At 30.4% G+C, this 21648-nt stretch carries 22 protein-coding genes; 13 read left to right on the forward strand and 9 right to left on the reverse strand.

The genetic code is table 11. The features are described 5' to 3' along the window. Positions 1-22: 22 nt before the first annotated feature. From RCG18_RS11360 to RCG18_RS11370, 3 genes are read left to right on the forward strand one after another with little or no spacing between them, the layout of a single operon-like run. Positions 23-811, forward strand: coding sequence for a YhfC family intramembrane metalloprotease (locus RCG18_RS11360; RefSeq protein WP_308041401.1), 789 nt, complete (start codon positions 23-25; stop codon positions 809-811). A 48-nt stretch (positions 812-859) separates the two neighbouring features. After that, positions 860-1240 carry a GntR family transcriptional regulator gene (locus tag RCG18_RS11365; protein ID WP_308041402.1) on the forward strand — a complete coding sequence of 127 codons (381 nt, stop codon included), beginning with the start codon at positions 860-862 and terminating at the stop codon, positions 1238-1240. 45 nt (positions 1241-1285) lie between these two features. Beyond that, positions 1286-2413 carry a DUF1648 domain-containing protein gene (locus RCG18_RS11370; protein WP_308041403.1) on the forward strand — a complete coding sequence of 376 codons (1128 nt, stop codon included), beginning with the start codon at positions 1286-1288 and terminating at the stop codon, positions 2411-2413. Between the two features lie 47 nt (positions 2414-2460). On the opposite strand, the gene RCG18_RS11375 is transcribed toward RCG18_RS11370, so the two are convergent. From RCG18_RS11375 to RCG18_RS11385, 3 genes are all read right to left on the reverse strand, one after another. After that, complete coding sequence (locus RCG18_RS11375) at positions 2461-2829, reverse strand: HsmA family protein (RefSeq protein WP_308041404.1); 369 nt, start codon at positions 2827-2829, stop codon at positions 2461-2463. Positions 2830-3196: 367 nt separating this feature from the next. Beyond that, positions 3197-3862 carry an SH3 domain-containing protein gene (locus RCG18_RS11380; RefSeq protein ID WP_308041405.1) on the reverse strand — a complete coding sequence of 222 codons (666 nt, stop codon included), beginning with the start codon at positions 3860-3862 and terminating at the stop codon, positions 3197-3199. 23 nt (positions 3863-3885) lie between these two features. Further along, positions 3886-4488, reverse strand: coding sequence for a CHAP domain-containing protein (locus RCG18_RS11385; RefSeq protein ID WP_308041406.1), 603 nt, complete (start codon positions 4486-4488; stop codon positions 3886-3888). A 267-nt stretch (positions 4489-4755) separates the two neighbouring features. On the opposite strand from RCG18_RS11385, the gene RCG18_RS11390 reads away from it, so the two are divergent. From RCG18_RS11390 to RCG18_RS11410, 5 genes are all read left to right on the forward strand, one after another. Continuing rightward, entirely contained in the window at positions 4756-7185 is a 2430-nt protein-coding gene (locus RCG18_RS11390) for an ATP-dependent DNA helicase (RefSeq protein WP_308041407.1), read from the forward strand. 80 nt (positions 7186-7265) lie between these two features. After that, positions 7266-7859, forward strand: a complete 594-nt coding sequence (locus RCG18_RS11395; protein ID WP_308042008.1) for an HDIG domain-containing metalloprotein — start codon at positions 7266-7268, stop codon at positions 7857-7859. Between the two features lie 237 nt (positions 7860-8096). Continuing rightward, positions 8097-8528, forward strand: coding sequence for a hypothetical protein (locus RCG18_RS11400; protein ID WP_308041408.1), 432 nt, complete (start codon positions 8097-8099; stop codon positions 8526-8528). 215 nt (positions 8529-8743) lie between these two features. Next, positions 8744-8992: a hypothetical protein gene (locus RCG18_RS11405; RefSeq protein ID WP_308041409.1), complete on the forward strand. Its 249-nt coding sequence runs from the start codon at positions 8744-8746 to the stop codon at positions 8990-8992. Next, positions 8944-9411, forward strand: coding sequence for a L,D-transpeptidase (locus RCG18_RS11410; RefSeq protein WP_308041410.1), 468 nt, complete (start codon positions 8944-8946; stop codon positions 9409-9411). Before RCG18_RS11405 ends, RCG18_RS11410 begins: the two co-directional genes overlap by 49 nt. 43 nt (positions 9412-9454) lie before the next feature. On the opposite strand, the gene RCG18_RS11415 is transcribed toward RCG18_RS11410, so the two are convergent. Together RCG18_RS11415 and RCG18_RS11420 are read right to left on the reverse strand one after the other, a co-directional pair. Then, entirely contained in the window at positions 9455-10609 is a 1155-nt protein-coding gene (locus tag RCG18_RS11415; protein ID WP_374119079.1) for an aminotransferase class V-fold PLP-dependent enzyme, read from the reverse strand. A 127-nt stretch (positions 10610-10736) separates the two neighbouring features. Continuing rightward, a complete protein-coding gene (locus RCG18_RS11420) occupies positions 10737-11888 on the reverse strand; it encodes an MFS transporter (RefSeq protein WP_308041412.1) in 1152 nt (383 codons plus the stop codon). 366 nt (positions 11889-12254) lie between these two features. Between RCG18_RS11420 and RCG18_RS11425 the strand changes: the two genes are divergently transcribed. From RCG18_RS11425 to RCG18_RS11435, 3 genes are read left to right on the forward strand one after another with little or no spacing between them, the layout of a single operon-like run. Further along, complete coding sequence (locus tag RCG18_RS11425) at positions 12255-12620, forward strand: metalloregulator ArsR/SmtB family transcription factor (protein WP_308042009.1); 366 nt, start codon at positions 12255-12257, stop codon at positions 12618-12620. A 37-nt stretch (positions 12621-12657) separates the two neighbouring features. After that, the gene (locus RCG18_RS11430) at positions 12658-12822 is read left to right on the forward strand and encodes a hypothetical protein (RefSeq protein ID WP_308041413.1); all 165 of its coding nucleotides are present in this window, start codon (positions 12658-12660) and stop codon (positions 12820-12822) included. Next, positions 12768-15017 (forward strand): heavy metal translocating P-type ATPase, encoded by a 2250-nt coding sequence (locus RCG18_RS11435; protein WP_374119133.1) that lies wholly within the window; start codon positions 12768-12770, stop codon positions 15015-15017. The genes RCG18_RS11430 and RCG18_RS11435 overlap by 55 nt, the downstream gene beginning before the upstream one ends. A 58-nt stretch (positions 15018-15075) precedes the next feature. Here RCG18_RS11435 and RCG18_RS11440 read toward each other — a convergent pair whose 3' ends face one another. Next, a complete protein-coding gene (locus RCG18_RS11440; protein ID WP_308041414.1) occupies positions 15076-15831 on the reverse strand; it encodes a sigma 54-interacting transcriptional regulator in 756 nt (251 codons plus the stop codon). After that, positions 15819-17102: a sigma 54-interacting transcriptional regulator gene (locus tag RCG18_RS11445; RefSeq protein ID WP_308041415.1), complete on the reverse strand. Its 1284-nt coding sequence runs from the start codon at positions 17100-17102 to the stop codon at positions 15819-15821. The genes RCG18_RS11440 and RCG18_RS11445 overlap by 13 nt, the downstream gene beginning before the upstream one ends. Before the next feature lie 319 nt (positions 17103-17421). Here RCG18_RS11445 and RCG18_RS11450 point away from each other — a divergent pair, with 319 nt between their 5' ends. Both RCG18_RS11450 and RCG18_RS11455 read left to right on the forward strand, forming a co-directional pair. Further along, positions 17422-18594 carry a MalY/PatB family protein gene (locus RCG18_RS11450; protein WP_308041416.1) on the forward strand — a complete coding sequence of 391 codons (1173 nt, stop codon included), beginning with the start codon at positions 17422-17424 and terminating at the stop codon, positions 18592-18594. A 47-nt stretch (positions 18595-18641) separates the two neighbouring features. Further along, positions 18642-19967 (forward strand): amino acid permease, encoded by a 1326-nt coding sequence (locus RCG18_RS11455; protein ID WP_308041417.1) that lies wholly within the window; start codon positions 18642-18644, stop codon positions 19965-19967. 119 nt (positions 19968-20086) lie between these two features. Here the strand turns inward: RCG18_RS11455 and RCG18_RS11460 are convergent, their stop codons facing one another. Then, complete coding sequence (locus RCG18_RS11460) at positions 20087-20677, reverse strand: TlpA disulfide reductase family protein (RefSeq protein WP_308041418.1); 591 nt, start codon at positions 20675-20677, stop codon at positions 20087-20089. An 18-nt stretch (positions 20678-20695) separates the two neighbouring features. Next, complete coding sequence (locus RCG18_RS11465; protein WP_308041419.1) at positions 20696-21397, reverse strand: cytochrome c biogenesis protein CcdA; 702 nt, start codon at positions 21395-21397, stop codon at positions 20696-20698. Positions 21398-21648: the final 251 nt, after the last annotated feature.

A 21648-nucleotide genomic window follows, 5' to 3' on the forward strand; every position in this document is an offset into this window, starting at 1 on the left:
ATATAATAAAGGAGGATTAATTATGGTAAGTAATTTATCAATAACTTTTATGATTGTATCCATGCTTTTATCTTTCGTACTGCCACTTGTATTAGTAATCTATTTCTATAGAAAATATAAAATATCAATAAAAGCAGTATTGGTAGGTGTTTTAATATTTGTAATGTTTTCGCAGATACTGGAGAAAATGCTTCATTGGTATGTTCTTGTTAGAAATCCGCAAACTGCTGCAATGCTTACAAATCCTTGGGTATATATGGTGTATGGAGGTTTAGCAGCAGGAGTCTTTGAAGAAGTAGGTAGATTTATCGGATTTAAGTTTTTGTTAAAAGGCAGAACTCAATGGAAAGATGGTATGGCGTATGGCATTGGGCATGGTGGTATTGAATCCATATTAATAGGCGGAATGATGAGTTTGCAGTATATTGTATATTCAAATTTAATAAATTCGGGAATATTTGAAAAAACTCTTGGAGCAAAAGTACCTATTAACTCATTAGAATTATTAAAAAAGGTTTTAACCAGTTCCTCTCCATATTACTTTGGAGTTATAGGAGTGGAAAGAATTTTAGCAGTAACATTTCATATAGCACTATCACTGTTAGTATTATATGGAGTAAAGAATAGAAAAAATATTTATCTTTTATATGCAATAGTAATACATGCACTATTTGATTTTCCAGCAGCGCTATTTCAAACTGGACAAATAAAAAATGTATGGATAGTTGAATCTATTATATTAGTAGCGGCTTTAATTAGTCTAATATTTATAATAAAATCCAAATATATGTTTAGTAAATCGAAAGATTAGAATAGTTAAGTGATTTTTGAGGCAAAGTTATAGTTTAGGAGGGTGCAAATGTTATTGAAAATAAATTTTGAATCGGATGTACCAATATATGCCCAACTTGAGAATCAAATTATACGAGGTATAGCGAAAGGAGAATTGGATGAAGGTGAGAGTCTGCCCTCTGTAAGGCAGATGGCAGAAGACATAGGTATTAATATGCATACTGTAAACAAAGCATATAATCTTCTAAAAGGCGATGGATTTATAACAATAGATAGGAGAAAGGGAGCGATAGTAAATAAAATCCCTATTCCTTCTTCAGGGGAGTACGATGATATACTAAAAGAAGAATTGGAGTCTATTATATCGGAAGCGTACTGTAGAGGAGTTAGTGAAGAAGACTTTGTTGAAGCTTGTAAAGAAATATATAGTGTTTATAAAAGAAAATAACTGTATAATGCAATATTAAAAGCTATTCTATGGAGGAATATATCTATGAGTGATAAAGTTATGGCTCTAATAACAACAGTTCCAATTGTTATAATAATGCTTATAATGCAAATAATTACACCTAAACTTACAAGAAGAGATATTTACTTTGGTGTTAGAGTGCCAGCGGAAGAGGTGGCAAGAGAAGAATTAACCAGTATATATAAAGAGTATATTAAAAATAACCTTGTGATATCTGTGATTTATATATTAGTTTTTTCTGTTCTTGTATACACATCAGAAAAGTTTTGGGTTATTATTCCAATACTAGGTATATGTTTATATTTAATAATATCATTTTTAATTTATTATAGATCAAATAAAAAAGTAAAAGAGATTAAAGATAAGAGTGGTTGGTATAAAACTAAGAAGTCAGCAACAGTTATAGATACTAATTTTACTAAAGACAAGAGAAAAAGTGTTTTAGTATCACCTTGGTGGTTTATAATACCTGGAATTATCATAATAGTGAATATAATTATAGGTATAAATGTTTATGATAGACTTCCAGATTTAATACCTACTCACTGGAATGCATTAGGACAGGTAGATGGATGGACTAAAAAATCCTATAAGGCTATGCTGCAAATGCCTTTTATACAGTTTTTTATGACTTTGGTATTATTCTTCTCATACAAGATTATAGGATGGTCAAAGCAGCAGATAAATGCATCTAATCCAGAAGAATCAAGAGAGAGGAATATAATTTTTAGGCGTAGATGGTCTGGATACATGGTAATTATGGTTATACTGATTAATCTACTTTTTACCTATACAAATTTAAACATACTTCAAGTCATAAATACTAGTGGAAAAGGTATGATGGCAGTTATAATTTCATTTACAGGTCTAGTTCTTATTTTGTCTATATATATGAGTTTAACAACAGGGCAAGGTGGAAGTAGAATAAAATTAAAAAGAGAGACTAATACTCCAAGTGATTTAGTAGATAGAGATGATGATAAGTATTGGAAACTAGGAAATAGTATATATGTTAACAAAGATGATCCATCGCTTTTTGTTGAAAAAAGATTTGGTATAGGTTGGACTATGAATTATGGAAGAATAGAAAGCATAATAATAACAATTGTATTGTTAGTTTTAATTATAGCAATGCCACTATTTTTTAGGTAAAGATATCAAAAGACCGAAAGTTAACTTTCGGTCTTTTGACTCTATATTTATCTCATATGAGAAATAGCACCAGATAAGAATGGAATTAACCATATTAACCAAACAGCTATGCTGAACTTATGAAACTTTGCAATCATTGCTTCGTTCTTTTTAACTAAAACATAAGTTGCCCATAGAGCATGAATGATCATTAAAATTATAGCAATTAAACCTGTAATTCCGTGAATAAAACTTCCCGTTGAGGAAGTCTTTGCCATAGACTCCATAACTAATGTACCTGTTGTATCACATGCTAAACCAATAAAAAACATTATTAAATGCCAAGGTTTAAGTTTCCCACCAAGTTTTTCTGCCCATACACCTACTGTATAAAATAAAAGTGCTAAATTCATAAAAACAACTGCATAAATTAACATATTCATTTCTCCTTTTAAACTAAATTTTTTAGATTAAATTCATTTAAATAATATTTGTTTTTATATGAACTAAGTTCATATGATTTTAAAAAAAATCTCATATTTCAATGTGAGAAATGGAGCTTCTAAATTAATAGATTTTTTCTTACATTTTCAATGAGTTTCGATATATTATTTTTATGAACTATGTTCATATTATAACATCGATATATTGAAATATCAACACATAAATAAATTTTAGTTTTACATCATATAGTGGAAATTAAAGGGAACCTAAATTTAGGTTCCCTTTACTAAAGTGCTTTTTATTAAATTACAAATCTATAACTGAATTTTTCGTATGGAATTATTGCATAACAATATGCATTTATAGTTTAATATAGTCAGAGTGTACATATCCAACTTCAGAACCAGCCTTCACTTTATACCAGCGTCCACTATTATCCAGAATTTCTACTTTGCTTCCGTAAGGTAAAGTTGATAATACTCGCCCTGTCCATGGGGTATTCCTTAGATTTAATGTTGATGATGTATCACTAAGATTTACAGTACCGATTTTACTAGCTGAAGAAGTTGCAGCAGATGACGATTCAGCAGCAGTCCCTTGAGTTTGAGACACCGATACATAATTAGCAGATATATAACCAACAGTTCCATTTATATTCACTTTATACCAGCTGCCACTAGTTTCTAGAATTCCTACTTTTGTGCCATGTGGTAAAGAACCTATAACTTGTCCACCAGGAGTGCTTCTAAATTTTAGCGCAGAGGACTTATCGCTCAAGTTTACAGTGCCAGATTTTAAAGTAGGTACTGTAACCGTTGATGTTGATGAATTACTAGTATTTGGAGGCACACTAGATGAAGCATCCGATGTAGATGTACTTATATATTTAGAACTTACATATCCATAAGACGAATTAAATTTAATTTTATACCAATCTCCATAAGTAGCAACAATGCTTACTGTATCTCCTTTTCTCAATGTACCAAGGATACCTGATGAAGTATTATTGCTATTTCTAACATTCAATGATGAACTTGTGTTAGATAAATTTACAACACCTTTTTTGAATTAGTTTCGCTAGGGGTAGATGGTGGTGTAGAATTGCTTGGAATTTTATCAGCATCAGATGAAGAATCTTTTTCGTTAAGGTAAATATATCCTTTTAGGTGTAAGTTACCTCTATCTTTTATTTCTTCTTTTGACAAAGATTTTACAGTTCCATCATAATCGCCTCTTACACTAAAGTTTCCTTCATTAAAATATATAGTATTTCCTTCGACACTTTCAACAAAAGCTACGTGGCCATAACCGTAGTTCCCGCCAGACCACACTACTATAGAATTAGGCTTTGGCTCAGTGCCGTATTTATATACATGATCTTTTTCATTAGCATACCACCAGTCTACTGCATTGCCATAAAATTCAGAAGGAAGTGATATTTCAAGCTTTTCAAGAGCTCTTCCGTATGTAAACCAAGTACATTGACCTTTATAACCATACTTAGTAAAAATATTTGTATTACTAGTGTAAGCACTACTTTGTGGATTAGGTGAAAATCCAGCAGCATGTACATTATTATGTAATAGACTTTTACTGTTCATGATGGCTGCGGAAATAAAGAAAGCAAAAACTAGCTTTTTAGATCTATTCATGCTGTACCCCCTGTTTTTTGATTTTAATATATAAATTATATTTAAAATTTCATTAAAATTTAAATTCAAAGCTATTATCGTTTGCAAATTTAAATAATTAATAGTTTATAGTAATATCCTGCATATATTTATCATACATTAATATTTTATCATAAATTTTAGTGGATTTGGTGCAAAGATGCACATAAATACTGTAAAATTTCAATTGTAAATAAAACATAAATTATATAAAATATTATAATAAGGTTTTGGCTTTGTTAATGTGAAATGATTAAGAATGAGAAAAGAGTTGATTTTATGCAAATCAATGAGATAAAAATTTCCGTAAGAAATTTAGTAGAATTTGTTTTAAGAAGTGGAGATTTGGATAGCAGATTTACGGGAAGTAGTAGGGCACTAGAGGGAACAAAAGCCCATCAAAAAATCCAAAAAGAATACAAAGATAAATTTTCTAAAGAAAAACAAATTCCTATAGATGAACTTGTAAATAATAAAAGTATAAAAAAGGAATATTTTGCTGAGGTAGTATTAAAGCATAATATTGAATATAAGGATTTTTTATTTATAGTTGAAGGTCGTGCAGATGGAATAATAATAGAAGGAGATAATTTTATTATAGATGAAATTAAAACTGTAACAAGACCTTTGGAAACTGTAGATGAGGATTACAACTATCTCCATTGGGCTCAAGCCAAATGTTATGCTTACATATATGCCCTGCAAAATGGTTTGCCAAATATAGATGTACAGATCACTTACTATAACATAAATGATAATGAAACTAAAAAGCTGATACAAAATTTTAATATTAATGATTTAGAAAGTTTTTTTAATGATTTATTAGAAAAATATTATTTCTGGGCTAATTTAATAAAAGACTGGAACATAAAAAGAACTAATTCAATAAAAAATATAGATTTTCCATTTAATAGTTATAGAAAAGGACAAAGAGAATTAGCTGTAGCAGTATATGGAACTATAAAAGAAGGAAAAAATATTTTTGCACAGGCACCAACAGGAATAGGTAAAACCATATCTACATTGTTTCCTTCTATAAAAGCTATGGGTGAAAATTTAACTTCGAAGGTCTTTTATTTAACTGCTAAAACAATAACAAGAAGTGTAGCAGAAGAAGCTATAAAGCTAATGCAAGATAAAGGGCTAGAGTTGAAATCAGTTACTTTAACTGCTAAAGATAAAATATGTTTTAAAGAAAAATCATCCTGTAATCCAGAAGAATGTGAATTTGCCAAAGGACATTTTGATAGAGTAAATAATGCATTAAAGGAAGTTTTATCAAAAGAGAATATTATGGATAGAGAAACAATAATAGGATACTCTCGTGAATTTAATGTTTGTCCTTTCGAATTTTCTCTAGATTTAGCTCTATTAGCGGATTGTATCATATGTGATTACAACTATGCTTTTGATCCTAGGGTATATTTAAGGAGATTTTTTGATAATGATGAGAATTATGTTTTTTTGATAGATGAGGCCCACAATTTGGTAGATAGAGCTAGAGATATGTTTTCAGCAGAGCTTTATAAGAGTAAATTTTTAGAACTAAAGAAGGTAATGAAGAATAAGGAACCTAAAATATATAAAGCTTTAGATAAAGTTAACTCTTATATGTTAAAATTAAAGAAATTATATAAAAATCCTCATATTCAAAAGAATGGCTTAGAAGATATTTATCCTTTACTAAGAAAGCTTGTTTCAGAATCAGAACAGTGGCTTACTCAAAATAATAAAATAGAAGGACATGAACAGTTGTTAGAATTATATTTTAATATATTGACCTTTATAAGAATATCAGAGTTTTATAACGATGCATATGTTACTTATATAGAAGAACAAGATAACGATATTAAAATAAAAATGTTTTGTTTAGATCCATCGTCATTACTATATGATAGAGTAAGGCAAGCAAAAGCCTCAATATTTTTTTCAGCAACGCTGACTCCTATAAGTTATTTTAAGGATATGTTAGGTGGATGTGATAATGATTATATTTTGAGGTTACAATCCCCGTTTTCGACAGATAATAGAGCAATATTAATTGGAGATAGAGTACCGACAAGATATAAATATAGAGAAAAAAGTTACTCAACAATTGTTCAGTATATTAAAGCAATTGTAAGTAGTAAAAAAGGGAATTATATAGTGTTTTTTCCTTCTTACAAGTATATGAAAGATGTTTACAGAGAATTAAAAGAACAGTATCCGAATATTAAGACTTTAATTCAAGATAGCTCTATGAAAGAAGAAGAAAGAGAGTTATTTTTAAGTGAATTTAAGGAAAATAATGAAGAAACTATGATAGCTTTTGCAGTACTTGGAGGAATATTTTCAGAAGGTATAGATTTAAAATATGATAGGTTAATTGGGGCTATTATTGTAAGTGTTGGAATTCCTCAAGTATGCTTGGAAAGAGACATAATTATGGATTATTTTAATAAAGAAAATGATAAAGGATTTAAATATGCTTATATGTATCCTGGAATGAACAAAGTTTTACAAGCGGCAGGTAGAGTTATTAGAACAGAAACTGATAAAGGTGTTATAATTCTTGTTGATGATAGATTTTCAGATTCAGAATATAAAAAGCTTTTCCCTAAAGAATGGTATCCTAATTTAGGCGTTAGAAGTGTTAAAGATATAGAAAATAATCTTAAAGGTTTTTGGGGAAAATACTAAACACCAAAACATTTAATAAAGGAGGATACATCATCGTGGATAATTTAAATGAAATATTTGATGAAATTGATAGACATTTAATGAATGATGACAAACCCTCAGTATATCTTAATGATTTGGTTAAAAGTGGAGTGTTCTCAGATTTATATCCGTTCACATTATTAGGAGAGTTAATTGAAACACCTCAATCGCCTATATATCATCCAGAAGGAAGTGTATGGGATCACACTATGATGGTTGTCGATGAAGCTGCTAAAAGAAAGAAACAAAGTGAGGATTCAAGAGCATTTATGTGGGCGGCACTTCTTCATGATATAGGAAAACCTCCTACTACTAAGTTGAGAAAAGGAAGAATTACTTCTTATGATCATGATAAAGTAGGTAGAAAAATAGCTATAGACTTTTTGAAAGAATTTAAATGTAGTGATGAGTTTATCAGAAGGGTATCTTCACTAGTAAGATGGCACATGCATACGCTTTTTATAGTTAAAAAGCTACCTTTTGCAGATATAAAGAGTATGCTTTCAGAGGTAAATGCTGATGAAATAGCCCTATTCTCCACCTGTGATAGATTAGGTAGAGGAAATATGACAAAAGAAAAAGTACAAGAAGTCGAGAAAAATATGAAATACTTCATTAATGAATGTAAGAATTATATGGGCGTAGGTGTATAACAACTAAATATGATTTCAAAAAGTAAAAAGAAAATTTATTAGTAGCAAGCAGATTAAGGAAAAACACGAAATTAGATAAAGAGAGATGTTGCGTTAGCAATATCTCTCTTTATTTTTTAAATAAAATTAGTAAAAATTAGTGATATTTTTCCATTGATGTTCATATTGTAAAAGTAGGTTGTCATATAATTAACAGAAAAAATGTTACTATACTTTAAATTTAAAGGAGAGGACATAATGGAAAGATTCAAATCATTTATATTAGAGATATCCATGATTATATTAGTTTTTTTTATAGTATGTATAGCTGGTTTAGTTGATATAAAAGCTGGAGAATTTCCTAAAGATGAGCAGAGAATTAAAGAAATAAACGTTGTACTAGAAAGTGATAAAAAAAATATTGAGGAAATGAGCATAAAAATAGAAAAACAGCACCAGGAGTTAGAGAAAATAAAAAATCAAATGGAAACCTTTAAGGGAAAAGGTAATAGTGAAGAGTGGAATAATATAGTTATAAATTATAATAATAAATTAATTCAATATAATAAGGATTTATCTGAATATAAACAGAAGTTAGATGAATATAGCAAAAGATATAATAATTTCAAATCTGAAGGTGAAAATAGTGAGAATATAATGAAATGGGTTAAATCCGTACTAGGAGTTTAATTTAATGAGTCAAGTATTGATTTTAATTATCGATACATGACTCATTTTAATTTTGTATTTATTTTATATGATTTTTGTTTTGATATATTCGAGTACTACCCAAATGTATCCATATTTTGTATAATAAAGATAAGATATAAGTGAAGAAAAAATAAAATATAACGAGAATATTAAAAAGTAAGTTAATTAACAAAAGTATAGAATGAGGTGATAGCATGAAAAATAAACATAAAACTTTTCCTTTTATATTTTTGATATTTGGAATAGTATTAATATCAGGGATTTCTGGTTTATCTATCAGAAAATATGTAAAAAGCGACAACAGCATTAAAGAAAAATCCCAACAAGCTTCTATAGAAAGCGATAAAGAAAAAAATAAGAATAGTTCAGAAACTTTTTTGATAAACCTAAAGACATGCCATCACAAAATTCAATTAAGGTATATAAAGAGAAAAGAATATTAGAACTTTATGGTGATGAAAAGCTTATTGGAAGGTTTAAAATGGGACTTGGAAGAGATCCATGGAAAGATAAAGAAAAAGAGGGAGATAACAGGACCCCAGAGGGAAGCTACTATATTTGCTACGGAACTAGCGAAACTAAATATACATACTTTATGGGTTTGAGTTATCCTAATATCAAGGATGCTCAAAGGGGATTAGAAAAAGGTCTTATTGATAAGAATACATATAATAGAATTAAACAGGCTATAGATGAGAAAAGGCAGCCGCCATGGAACACCTCTCTAGGTGGAGCAGTGGGTATTCACGGAGGAGGCAGTAAGTATGATTGGACTTATGGGTGTATTGCCCTCACAAATGAAGATATAAACATTATCAAACAATATGCGCCTATTGGGACTTTGGTAGAAATTTATAAATAAAAATAGGTAAAAATGCAGGCAATAACTTACCTGCATTTCTTATTTACTTTTTACTTATACTTTTTAATGCTTTAACTAGAACATCTATATGCTTTCTAGTATTAAAATAACCTATGCCGATTCTAACTGCTCCTTTTTTTAGTGTTCCCATTAGCGTATGCGCTGTTGGTGCACAATGAAGTCCTACCCTAACCATTATATCGTATTTAGCATCTAGTTCATGGGCAACATCTTCAGCAGGAATATCACCTAAATTAAAAGCTATAACTCCAACTATTTTTGTTGAATCTTTAGGTCCATATATTTCTATATCTTTAACTTCAGAAAGTCTTTTTAGAGCATAATTTATAAGAGATTCTTCTTTTTCTCTTATTTTATCTACTCCAATTGTATGGACATACTTAAGAGATTCACCAAGTCCTACAATTCCAGCAACATTTGGTGTACCAGCCTCATATCTATTTGGTGAATAATCTGGCTGGAATTCAAGTGTTGAGTCTCCACCAGTTCCTCCAGCTTTTAAAGGATCAATGCATATATCACAGTTTATTAAAAAGCCACCAGTACCAGTTGGCCCAAGAAGACTTTTATGTCCGGTAAATGCTAAAATATCTATGTTATCTTTTACTACATCAATTGGATATGCTCCTGCGGTTTGAGCCGAATCTACAAGTAATCTTATATTATGTCTTTTAGCAATTTTACCAATTTCACTTATTGGCTGAATTGTTCCTAATACATTTGAGGCATGTGTAAAAACTATAAGTCTAGTATTTGGTTTAATAAGCTTTTCAACATCTTCTGCATTAGTAATTCCTTCTTTAGTACATGGAACCGTTGAAATTTCTAGACACTTATCCCTTTCTAACGTTTTTAATGGTCTCCATACAGCATTATGTTCTATGCCGCTTGTTATAACATGATCACCTTTTACTAAAAAGCCATTAATTACAGTATTCAATGATTCAGTAATATTTGAAGTAAATATGACTTTAGCAGGATCACTTCCGTTAAATAACTTGCAAATCATTTCTCTACAAAAGTAAACTAGTCTATCAGCTTCAACAGCAGCTTTATATCCGCCTCTTCCAGCAGTAGCGCCAATATTTTTCATATAATCTGTCATTTTATTAATCATTACATCAGGTTTTGGATAAGATGTAGCAGCATTATCAAGATATATTCCCAATACAAACACTCCTTCATACAAAGTACCATAGATTATAATATGGTACTATTTTTGAAAGTGTTACTGAATATGGATATCTAACCCAAATGTTTGACTTATCAGCGGCATTCAGAGAGATACATCTTCTGTACTATAACTAATCTTTATCCATCTTTTTTAATACTAAAGATACAACTAGAGAAATAACACTGCTGAAGGATAAAATTTGATAGAGAACAAATACATTTGAATACTGAAGAAGAAAACCTCCGCCCATATTCCCGACAAAGCTGCCTAGTCCAGCCCCAATAGCGGAATATAAGGTTATTCCAGAAGTCCGCATTCTTTCAGGTACAATTCTGTTAATATAGTTTAATGCTGCAACTAAGTACAAGGGGAAAGTTATTCCTTGCATTAGTTGTATCAATATTACGGTATTATAATTTTGGCATATAGAGTCTAAAAAATATCTAAGAACGTATAGAATAAAGCAAATTATATAGAGATTCATATCTCCAACTTTCTTTAATAGTTTGTTTCCAAAGAAAAAAGCGGGAAGTTCACTTATTGCAACAACAAACCATAGAAGCCCAAGATTAGATACATCTCCACCAGTTTTTTGTATAAGTATTGTAATATAATTGCTATTTGCACCCATGGATATGTTTATGAAAAAAACTGTTACTATAAATATGAAAAATTTTTTGTTTTTGGTCAGCATTAATAAATCCTTTGGATTTATTTTGTAAGCAGCAGGTCTTCCTTTAAACGGTATAGTTTTTAATAAAAAAAATCCAATTATAGATAAAATAAAATAGATATAAAATGTACTGTTTATATTGGTTTTTTTTATAATAATTCCCATAGCAAGAGCGATAACAGCATAACCTGCAGATCCCATTAACCTTACCTTGCCATATTGTATGGCTTTATCTTTTTCCATTAAATCATAACAATAGGAATCTGCTAAAGAGGCTATAGGGCTTAAAAAAATCATGAATATCATAAGTACTGTTAATATTGATATCCAACTTTTAACTAGCGAAAATAACAATACAACAATACAGCTTATTACTATTGATATAAGTAGAGATGACCTCTTGTCCAAATATTTATCTGTTATGTATCCCCAAACCGGTTGAACTATAACTCCAACTAAAGAGTTAACAGCGAGAGCTATACCGATTTGTGAATAACTCAAGCTTTTGGTCGTAAAATAAAGAGTAATAAAAGGATAATAACATGCCATAAATCCATAAATTATAAAATAAAAGGAGTTAAGCTTAAAAAGTAAGTTTTTGTTTTTCATACACACCTCATTTAAGGCATCTGAAAGAAAATAACAAGTAAAAGATGCCTAAATTAAAAACTAGAATACTATAATATTATAAGGTAAATTTAATATTATTACTAACATAACTAATAAAAATAATGTGTACAAGCTATTGACGGAAAATAATTATATTTATATAATGAATATATGAACAATTATTCATATGAAACATATAATGAATTATAAAGTTAAAGTCGGTATAGATTAAGAGGAGGTTAAAGTCCTAAATGGACTTTAACGGGTAACTTGTGAGCGGAAGCGAACATCTTAAGTTACCCAGTTCCCGAAGGGAAAGGAGCAGAATTACCCAGTGTTCCGACTAAAAGGAGGAAAATGAGTTTGATGGAGCAAAAGAATATTATTGAAAGTTGTAATTGTACAATAATACATGAAGATTTGGTGACTAAAGTAAGAGAATGTATTCCAAAGGAAGAAACACTATACGATTTAGCAGAACTGTTTAAGGTATTTGGAGATACCACAAGAATTAAAATATTATGTGCTCTATTTCAATCAGAAATGTGTGTATGCGATATGGCTGCATTACTTGGAATGACTCAGTCAGCAATATCACATCAGTTGAGAGTGTTAAAGCAGACTAGACTAGTTAAATTTAGAAAAGAAGGTAAGGTTGTATACTATTCTCTAGATGATGAGCACGTAAAACAAATATTTGATCAGGGGCTAATACATATAAATGAAAAATAGCCCAAAGTATTCTTATTATTAAAGGGGGGAGATAAAAATGATCACTAAATCCAAGAGCTTAAAACAGCCTAAAGGTAATGTGAGAATATCAAAGCCAAGAATGGTAAGTATTAATAATGTAAGAAAGGTAAATAACTCCAATAAAAAATATGCCTTGAAGAAAGAATACACCTCAGAAGCAAAAAAACAGCGGGCCTTATAGCTGCTGGAAAAGATAATGTAAATGCTGCAAAATCCAATGATAAGATAAATGAAATGAATACGTCCGATTCTTATAAAAAGAAACTAATACTTGAAGGATTATGTTGTGCCAATTGTGCAGCTAAAATAGAAAGAGAATCTAGAAATATATCTGGCGTGAAAGAAGCTTCTATAAACTTTATTTCAAAAGAGCTAACTATAGAGGTTATAAATAGAGAGAATGAAAAAAGAATAGTTGAAGATATAGAAAGAATTGTTGATAGAATTGAACCGGATGTAAAAGTGATAAGCGATATCAAAAATAAAAAGCACTCGCATGGACATAGCCATGGAGGAGCCGAGGAAGAGCTAGACAAAAATGAGTTGTTTAGACTAGGAATAGGAGCAGCAATTTTTGGAATAGCCTGTGCATTTAAATTCTCATCAACAGTTGAGTTTATATTATATTTTGTTAGCTATATACTGATAGGTGGAGAAGTTATTTTAAGGGCACTAAAAAATATTTCTAAGGGACAAGTGTTTGATGAAAATTTTTTAATGGGTATTGCAACTATAGGAGCTTTTGCTATTAGGCAGTATCCAGAAGCTGTAGCGGTTATGTTATTTTATCAGGTTGGAGAGTTTTTCCAAGATGTTGCAGTTAACCACTCAAGAAAGTCAATTTCTGAGCTAATGAATATTAGACCTGATTTCGCAAATGTGAAGAATGGAATACTTATAAAAAAGGTATCTCCGGAAGACGTAAATATAGGAGACATAATTGTTGTTAAACCGGGAGAGAAAGTTCCGCTAGATGGAAAGATAATTGACGGAAAATCTATGGTAGATACTTCGGCTTTAACTGGAGAATCTGTACCAAGAGAAGTGCGGAGTGGAGACAGTGTTCTAGCTGGATTTATAAATAAAAATGGTCTTTTAAATATTAAGGTGACAAAAGAATTTAGTGAATCTACAGTAGCTAAAATACTAGATTTAGTTCAGAATGCAAGCAGTAAAAAAGCACCTACGGAAAACTTTATAACAAAGTTTGCAAGATATTATACTCCTTTCGTAGTTATAGCCGCTGCTGCGTTAGCTTTTATTCCGCCACTAGTTATAAGTGGAGCAAGTTTTTCAGAGTGGATATACAGAGCCTTAGTATTTTTAGTTGTATCATGTCCTTGTGCTCTGGTAATATCTATACCTTTAAGTTTCTTCGGAGGAATAGGAGGAGCATCTAGAAATGGTATATTAGTTAAGGGTGGTAACTATTTAGAAGCTTTAAATGATGTTGATATAGTAGTGTTTGATAAAACAGGTACACTAACAAAGGGGATATTTGGGGTTACTGAAATAAAACCTAAAAATAACTTAACAAAGGATCAGCTATTACAATACGCAGCTTTTGCAGAAAGTTACTCAAATCATCCAATTGCAACTTCAATTTTGAGAGCCTATGGTAAAGAAATAAATAAGAGCGAAGTAAAAAGTTATGAGGAAATACCGGGACAGGGACTCAAAGTAAGATTTAAGGATAAAGAAATACTTGCAGGCAACATTAAGATGATGGAGAAACAGAATATCCCTTATGATAAGATGCAATCAATTGGCACCATTGTCTATGTAGTCGTTGATAGACAATATGCTGGATATATTATAATATCTGATGAAGTTAAAGAGGATTCAGCTAAAGCTATAAAAGCATTAAAATCAGTAGGAATAAAAAAGACAGTGATGCTCACAGGAGATAACAAGGTTGTAGCTGCAAAAGTAGGAGAAGATTTAGGGCTAGATGAAATATATTCAGAACTTCTTCCTGATCAAAAGGTTGAAAGAGTTGAAGCTTTAGATAAGCAAAAATCATCAAAAGGAAAATTGGTATTTGTTGGTGATGGAATTAATGATGCACCGGTACTTGCAAGAGCAGATATAGGGATAGCTATGGGGGGAGTAGGTTCAGATGCAGCTATTGAGGCGGCTGATGTAGTTATTATGACAGATGAGCCATCTAAAATAGTTTCTGCAATAAAGATAGCTAAAAGAACAAAAAGCATAGTAATGCAAAATATAGTATTTGCATTAGGAGTCAAAATAGTTATTTTGATATTAGGTGCGTTAGGAATAGCTACAATGTGGGAAGCAGTATTTGGTGATGTTGGAGTTGCATTGATAGCAGTATTAAATGCTATGAGGGCAATGAAACTAGAAAAAATATAAAGTATTACTAAGTTTTCGTAGAAATTTTGCAAAGAAATAGATGAGGCTATGTTCTCATCTATTTCTTTATTTCTAATACTTCTTTTAATCCTTCTGAAGTTAGAGACGTTCCAGCGCGGCCCTTTTGAATTCGAATGAGTCCTTTATTAGATAAATCATCAAGTGTTTTTCTTACATCGCTTTCTGTTATAAAGACACCTGCCTCACGAGCTCTATCTAATATATTGCGTCGTCCAATACCTTTTAACTCCTTTCTAGAATCATATAAACATTTAAGAATAAAAGTTCTGCAATCCATTAAATTAACATCTTCTAAACTATTTGTTATGTTATGATCAGTACTATCATTACTTATAAGGAACTTATTTAAATCATTTACTTCAATTGTTTCTTTTTCAAGATATGCTAGATATTCAATGCAATTTCTTAGCTCTCTTAGATTACCTTCCCAATTATATCTTAATAAAAAGTTTTTTGATTCTTCGGATAGTTTATAAGTTGCACCTATTTGATTTTTTATATGTTCAAAGAATATTAATACATCATTTCCTCTTTCTCGTAAAGGTGGAATTGTTAGGGGTAACACATTTAAGCGATAGTATAAATCACTTCTGAATGTACCTTCTTTTGCTAATTGCTTCAAATTTTTATTTGTAGCAGCTATAATTCTTATGTTTACATGGATAATGTTTTCTCCACCAATACGCATAACTTCTCTTTCTTGAATTACTCTTAATAAACGACTTTGTAATTGCAAAGGCATCTCACCAATTTCATCAAGAAATAATGTTCCATTATGGGCTATTTCAAACATTCCCATCTTTCCACCTTTTTTGCTCCAGTAAAAGCACCCTCTTCATAACCAAAAAGTTCACTTTCAAGAAGATTGTCAGGAATGGCAGCACAATTAATCGCTACAAATTGATAATTCTTTCGATTTGAAGCGTTATGAATAGCTTGAGCAAAAAATTCTTTTCCAACTCCGGATTCTCCAGTTATTAGTATGGATGAATTTGATTTAGCCATTCTTTTAGCCATATTCTTAGTATCTTCAATAATATCACTAATTCCAATAATATTCTCAAATGTATATCGTGCTTTGTGTCCTTTGCTGAGCAGTTGGGTTCTCAATTTATGCTGACTTTTTTCCTTTTCCTCAAATATATTTGAAATAATTAAAAATCCAGTTATATCGCCTGCTGTTTTAACAGACACAACTTGGAGGGAAATGTAATTACCATTAATATTTATCAATTCCTGATCAATTAATGTCTTTTTTTCAATTGCTTTTTTTATTGAAGAATGGCGGATAGCACTTAGAACGTTCATTCCAATATTCTTTGAATTTAGCTTAAATATTTCAGAAGCTTTTTTATTTAAGGCAAAAATAATTCCGTTTACGTCAGTAGCAATAATACCTTCATCAATTACATTAAGTAATTCAAAGAACCTACTCTCTAGAATAGTTGCTCTATCTAATAATGTAGAAATGCTGCTTGATGCCTTCTTTAAATTTTTAAAGTACTTTAAAAATTTATCACTTCTTAACAAGTCTTCACGATCTATTTTGATAGCTACATCACTTAAAGTTGAAATATCTAGAGTTCTATGTCCTATATCAATAATTTGTTTAACAAAGGATGGAACTTTATCTGCTTCACCAGGTGTTAAGGCAATATCAAGCTTTGGAATATTTTTTTTACCAGGATAAACAGGAATAAAATCATATTGGGTTAAACCAATTTGTCTGAATAAGGACAATGTTTCCATAGTCATTTCTGGGCTATAATTTACTAGCAGTATCTGTGAGGTAGGTGGAATTTTAATAATCTTTTCATATTGTTCTTGTGTAATTGTGGTTGTTAGAATAATTACTTTTGCATTTGCAGGTATATATTTTTTTATTTCTACGTATATAGAATAGAGAGATATTAGTAGTACATCTGCATCTATTATATGGTTAATAGGATCGTTATCAAAGGAGTAGGTATCCACAGTTATAACATCTAAAAATAAATTTTTTAATACTTTTTTATGTAGTTCTGCCACAGTTGAAAAGTTTGTAATAACGGCTATTTTTTTCATGTTACCTCCATTAATTTTAGCGCAATTTATTTTAAGGGATAGCAGGTTAATTATAATAAATTTTAATATTAATTTTATTATATTACAAATGTGTTTTAATAAAAATTAATATTAAAATGGGATAAATGGGGTAAATAGATTTTAAATAACCCGTTTATCCTATTTATTTTGCGAATTGCTAATGAACTATTCGATAAATCAAATGAAATTTGTTATATTGCATATTGGCATCATAATTGCTTATATAAATAATGTATTTGCAAATACATTAAAATTAATTATTAAGAAAATAAAAATTACCATACAAGGAGGAGTAAAAATGAAATATAATTTTGATGAAATTATAGACAGAAAAAGTAATTTTGCGGCTAAATACGATGAGTTAAAACTTAAATATGGAAAGGAAGACTTAATACCAATGTGGGTTGCGGATATGGATTTTAAAGCACCACAACCTGTAATTGATGTAATGAGAGAAAGATTAGAACAGGGTATATTCGGATATACATCAAGACCAGATTCTTATTATGAGTCAATTAGTCAATGGTTAGAAAAAAGACATGGTTGGAAGGTTGACCCTAAACATATCATTCATAGCCCATTGGTTATTCCTTCAATAAATGTAATAATCAAAGAATTTACTCAGCCAGGAGATAAAATAATAATTCAAACACCTGTTTATTCTCCATTCTTTGATGTTGTAAAAAACAATGACAGAGAGTTAGTAATTAATCCATTAAAATTAGTTGATGGGAATTATGTAATGGATTACGAGAACTTAGAAGAAGCAGCTAAATCAGGAGCTAAAATGCTTCTATTATGTAATCCTCATAATCCAGTAGGTCGTGTATGGACTAGAGAAGAGTTGGTAAAACTTGGAGATATCTGCTTAAAATATGGCGTTAAAGTTGTTTCTGATGAAATACATTCTGATCTTATATACAAAGGTAATAAACATGTACCATTTGGTATGATTTCAGAAGACTTTTTCAAAAATTCTATAACTTGTAGTGCACCAAGTAAGACATTTAATATTGCAGGCTTACAGGCTTCATATGTAATCTTCCCAACTGAAGAAGAAAAACAAATATTTGATCATGCATGGACTTTAATTGATATTAAAAGAAATAACTGTTTTAGCCTTGTTTCAACTGAAGCTGCATATAGACATGGAGAAGAGTGGCTTGAGCAGCTGTTAGAATACTTACAAGGAAATGTTGATTTAGTAAAGGATTACTGTGATAAATATATACCTAAGATAAAGGCGAATAGACCAGAAGGAACTTATTTAATATGGATTGACTGTAGGGAGCTTGGAATGGATAAAGACCAGTTAACTAAATTTATGATAGATGAAGTGAAGGTAGCATTTAATGCTGGACACGCATTTGGTGTTGAAGGTGAAGGTTATATTAGAATGAATATTGCATGTCCAAGATCAATAGTTCAAGAGGTTTTAAATAGATTAAAAACAGCTATAGATAAATTATAAGAATCAAAAGATAAATATAAAAATATACTCATTAGGGGGAAAATTACATGAGCCAAGATCAGAAACAACAACTGAAAAAGACGATGAATGTATTCCAAGGTATTATGTATGTAATAGGACTAGTAATTGGTTCCGGAGTATTTCTAAAACCTGCAGTAGTATTAAGAAATACTGGTTCCACAGGTGCAGCCCTTTTAATGTGGGTTTTTGGTGGAGTAATTACTATAGCTGCTGCTCTTACTGTTGCAGAACTTGCCGCTTATATACCTAAGATTGGTGGATTATACACTTATTTAGTAGAACTATATGGTGAAGCTATTGGTTTCCTATTTGGTTGGGTATCAGCATTAGTAAATGCGCCAGGAACATGTGGTGCAGTTGCAATAGCCTGTGCTACATTTGCAACCTTCTTTTTACCAATGACTGCTGTGCAGCAGAAGATCTTCGCTATATCTCTTGTTATAATATTGGTTATAGCGCAGATAATTTCAACTAAATATGGAGTATGGCTGCAAACAGCAGCAACAATAGGAAAGCTTTTACCGATTGGCGCTATTATAGTTTTTGGTTTAATTAGCGGAAGCGCACATGATATTAGTTTTGCAACAATAGGAAATGTGAAAAGCGCTGGTACTGGAGTTGCATTACTTGGTGTATTATGGGCATATGATGGTTGGGTTACTACCTGTACACTAGCTGCTGATATGAAAGAACCTGAAAAAAATATACCAAAAGCTGTAGTTATAGGTATACTAACTGTTATGGGAGTATACGTTGCATTTAATGCAGCTATATTCAATGTATTACCAGGTGCTGTTGCAGCAAATTCACAAAAAATAGGAGTAGATGTGTGTACAAAACTCTTTGGATCAGCAGGCGCTGCATTTATAACAGCTGGAATGATGATTTCTGTATTTGGAACTTTAAATGGAATGTTAACCTGTGGTGCTAGATACACTCTTGCAATGGGTGAACGTGGACATCTGCCAGCAGCTAATGTTCTAGGTGCTCTACATCCTAAATTAGGTACTCCTATTAATGCGTTAATATTCCAAGCAATAGTTTCAATAATATATATACTAACAGGTACATTTAACTCAATAACTGACTTAATTGTATTCGTTTTATGGATTTTCTTTAACTTAGGTATTGGTGGTGTATTTATTCTTAGAAAGAGAGTAACTCGTAATCCAAAACTTTATCATGTTCCATTATTCCCTATATTACCGATAGTAGGTTTTGGTGGAGGTTGCTACTTATTATTTGCTACATTCAAAGATTCACCTTCTAGTGCTTTGTTAGGACTAGCAATAACTTTAATAGGATTACCTGTATATTTTTATTGTAAAAAGAATAAAGCAATAAAAGAATAAAAAACGGTAGATTAGAATATGAATTAGGCAGGCAAATAAAATTAGCTATTGAAGATTCTGGATATAAAGGAATAAATATTTGATAGGTATATAAATAAACCCGGTAATTTTTACCGGGTTTATTTGTTGAGATCTTTCGTATGGACCTTCATTTCATCGAGGGTCATAGCACCTGTTTTCTTATAAATTATGTTTCCATTTTTATCAATAAAAAATGAAGCAGGTATTCCTGTTATGCTGTATTCGGATGCTGTACTCTGATCAGAATCTAGTAATATTTGAAATTTATAACCATTTGAATCTATAAATGATTTAACTGTATCTTTATCTTCTCCTATATTTACAGCGATAATTATAAAATCACTATCTTTGTTTTCCTCATATAGCTTCTGAATATCAGGCATTTCAGCTCTACAAGGAGGACACCATGTTGCCCAAAAATTCAAGAATACATTTTTCCCTTTTAAGTCGGACAAAGACACTTCTTTGCCATTTAAGTCTTTAAGCTTAAAATTTGGAGCTTTTACTTTTACAGAAGTAGGATTAATCACTACTGAAGGATCTGTTTGATTTGTAGTAGAACCGCTTGGATTTTCAGGCTTTTGCTTAGTAGATAAATTACTGCTTATATTGCTATTAAAATTTTTTACTTCGTATACAGCTACACCTAAGATTAAAACAATCAATAGTGCTAATATACCCTTTTTCATTTCTTTCTCTCCATTCATTTAAAAATTAAAAAAATATAAGTAACGACTTAGTATATTAATGGTGTTAGTAAGAATGAGAATACCCATCAATATCATTAATATTCCACTAATAGCAGATAATATAGGTATGTATTTTAATAATTTTACCCTATACTTTAGAAAGTTTTCAATAAGTAGTGCAGTTAAAACAAAGGGGATTGCCAATCCTAGAGAGTAAATAATAAGAAGAAAAATACCTTTGCTTATAGTTGCAGTACTAGCAGCATAAATTAATATTGACGACAGTATAGGACCTATACAGGGAGTCCAGCCTGCAGCAAAGGCCATCCCCATAAATATTGAGCTAAAATTATTTGGAGTATTGGTGGTAGATAAAAACTTTTTTTCATAGTAAAATGTCTTTATTTTAATCAATCCTAAAGTATGTAATCCAAATAATATTATTAGAACTCCTCCACCCTTTCTTAAAAGCCATTGATATCTAATCAGAATCTTTCCTAAAGTGGTAGCTGAAGCCCCCATAATGATAAATATGATAGAAAAACCTATTACAAAACCTAATGATTTATATAATGCATTTAATTTTGAACCTTTGTTTAGCTCAGATATAGAAGTACCTGTTAAATAACCTATATATGCTGGTACAAGCGGTAGAACACAGGGAGAAAGAAAGGAAAGCAGCCCAGCAGAAAAAGCTAATATAGCGGATATGTTTTCCAAGATTAAAGTCACTCCTAACTTATTTAAAATTAAAGTATGCTTAATATTATAACTAAATAATGTGGATAAATTATGAAGATGAATAAGATATATCAAAGCAATGAGTAAATTGAACAATTATTTTTGAAAGTCTAATATTAATTAAATTTACGAACCTTTATATATTTAGGTATTAAGAATATATTAAATAGATACAGTTAAAAATTTTAGGGTATTTTGTAGAATGGCATAGAAATGAAAGAAATTAGTAC

The sequence above is a fragment of the Clostridium sp. OS1-26 genome, assembly GCF_030915445.1.
GTDB lineage: Bacteria > Bacillota > Clostridia > Clostridiales > Clostridiaceae > Clostridium_AM.

Coding starts and splice junctions, on each gene's coding strand:
- RCG18_RS11360 (WP_308041401.1), top strand. CDS start 23: ATGGTAAGTAATTTATCAATAACTTTTATGATTGTATCCATGCTTTTA.
- RCG18_RS11365 (WP_308041402.1), top strand. CDS start 860: ATGTTATTGAAAATAAATTTTGAATCGGATGTACCAATATATGCCCAA.
- RCG18_RS11370 (WP_308041403.1), top strand. CDS start 1,286: ATGAGTGATAAAGTTATGGCTCTAATAACAACAGTTCCAATTGTTATA.
- RCG18_RS11375 (WP_308041404.1), bottom strand. CDS start 2,829: ATGTTAATTTATGCAGTTGTTTTTATGAATTTAGCACTTTTATTTTAT.
- RCG18_RS11385 (WP_308041406.1), bottom strand. CDS start 4,488: ATGAATAGATCTAAAAAGCTAGTTTTTGCTTTCTTTATTTCCGCAGCC.
- RCG18_RS11390 (WP_308041407.1), top strand. CDS start 4,756: ATGATTAAGAATGAGAAAAGAGTTGATTTTATGCAAATCAATGAGATA.
- RCG18_RS11395 (WP_308042008.1), top strand. CDS start 7,266: ATGAATGATGACAAACCCTCAGTATATCTTAATGATTTGGTTAAAAGT.
- RCG18_RS11400 (WP_308041408.1), top strand. CDS start 8,097: ATGGAAAGATTCAAATCATTTATATTAGAGATATCCATGATTATATTA.
- RCG18_RS11405 (WP_308041409.1), top strand. CDS start 8,744: ATGAAAAATAAACATAAAACTTTTCCTTTTATATTTTTGATATTTGGA.
- RCG18_RS11410 (WP_308041410.1), top strand. CDS start 8,944: ATGCCATCACAAAATTCAATTAAGGTATATAAAGAGAAAAGAATATTA.
- RCG18_RS11420 (WP_308041412.1), bottom strand. CDS start 11,888: ATGAAAAACAAAAACTTACTTTTTAAGCTTAACTCCTTTTATTTTATA.
- RCG18_RS11425 (WP_308042009.1), top strand. CDS start 12,255: ATGGAGCAAAAGAATATTATTGAAAGTTGTAATTGTACAATAATACAT.
- RCG18_RS11430 (WP_308041413.1), top strand. CDS start 12,658: ATGATCACTAAATCCAAGAGCTTAAAACAGCCTAAAGGTAATGTGAGA.
- RCG18_RS11440 (WP_308041414.1), bottom strand. CDS start 15,831: ATGTTTGAAATAGCCCATAATGGAACATTATTTCTTGATGAAATTGGT.
- RCG18_RS11445 (WP_308041415.1), bottom strand. CDS start 17,102: ATGAAAAAAATAGCCGTTATTACAAACTTTTCAACTGTGGCAGAACTA.
- RCG18_RS11450 (WP_308041416.1), top strand. CDS start 17,422: ATGAAATATAATTTTGATGAAATTATAGACAGAAAAAGTAATTTTGCG.
- RCG18_RS11455 (WP_308041417.1), top strand. CDS start 18,642: ATGAGCCAAGATCAGAAACAACAACTGAAAAAGACGATGAATGTATTC.
- RCG18_RS11460 (WP_308041418.1), bottom strand. CDS start 20,677: ATGAAAAAGGGTATATTAGCACTATTGATTGTTTTAATCTTAGGTGTA.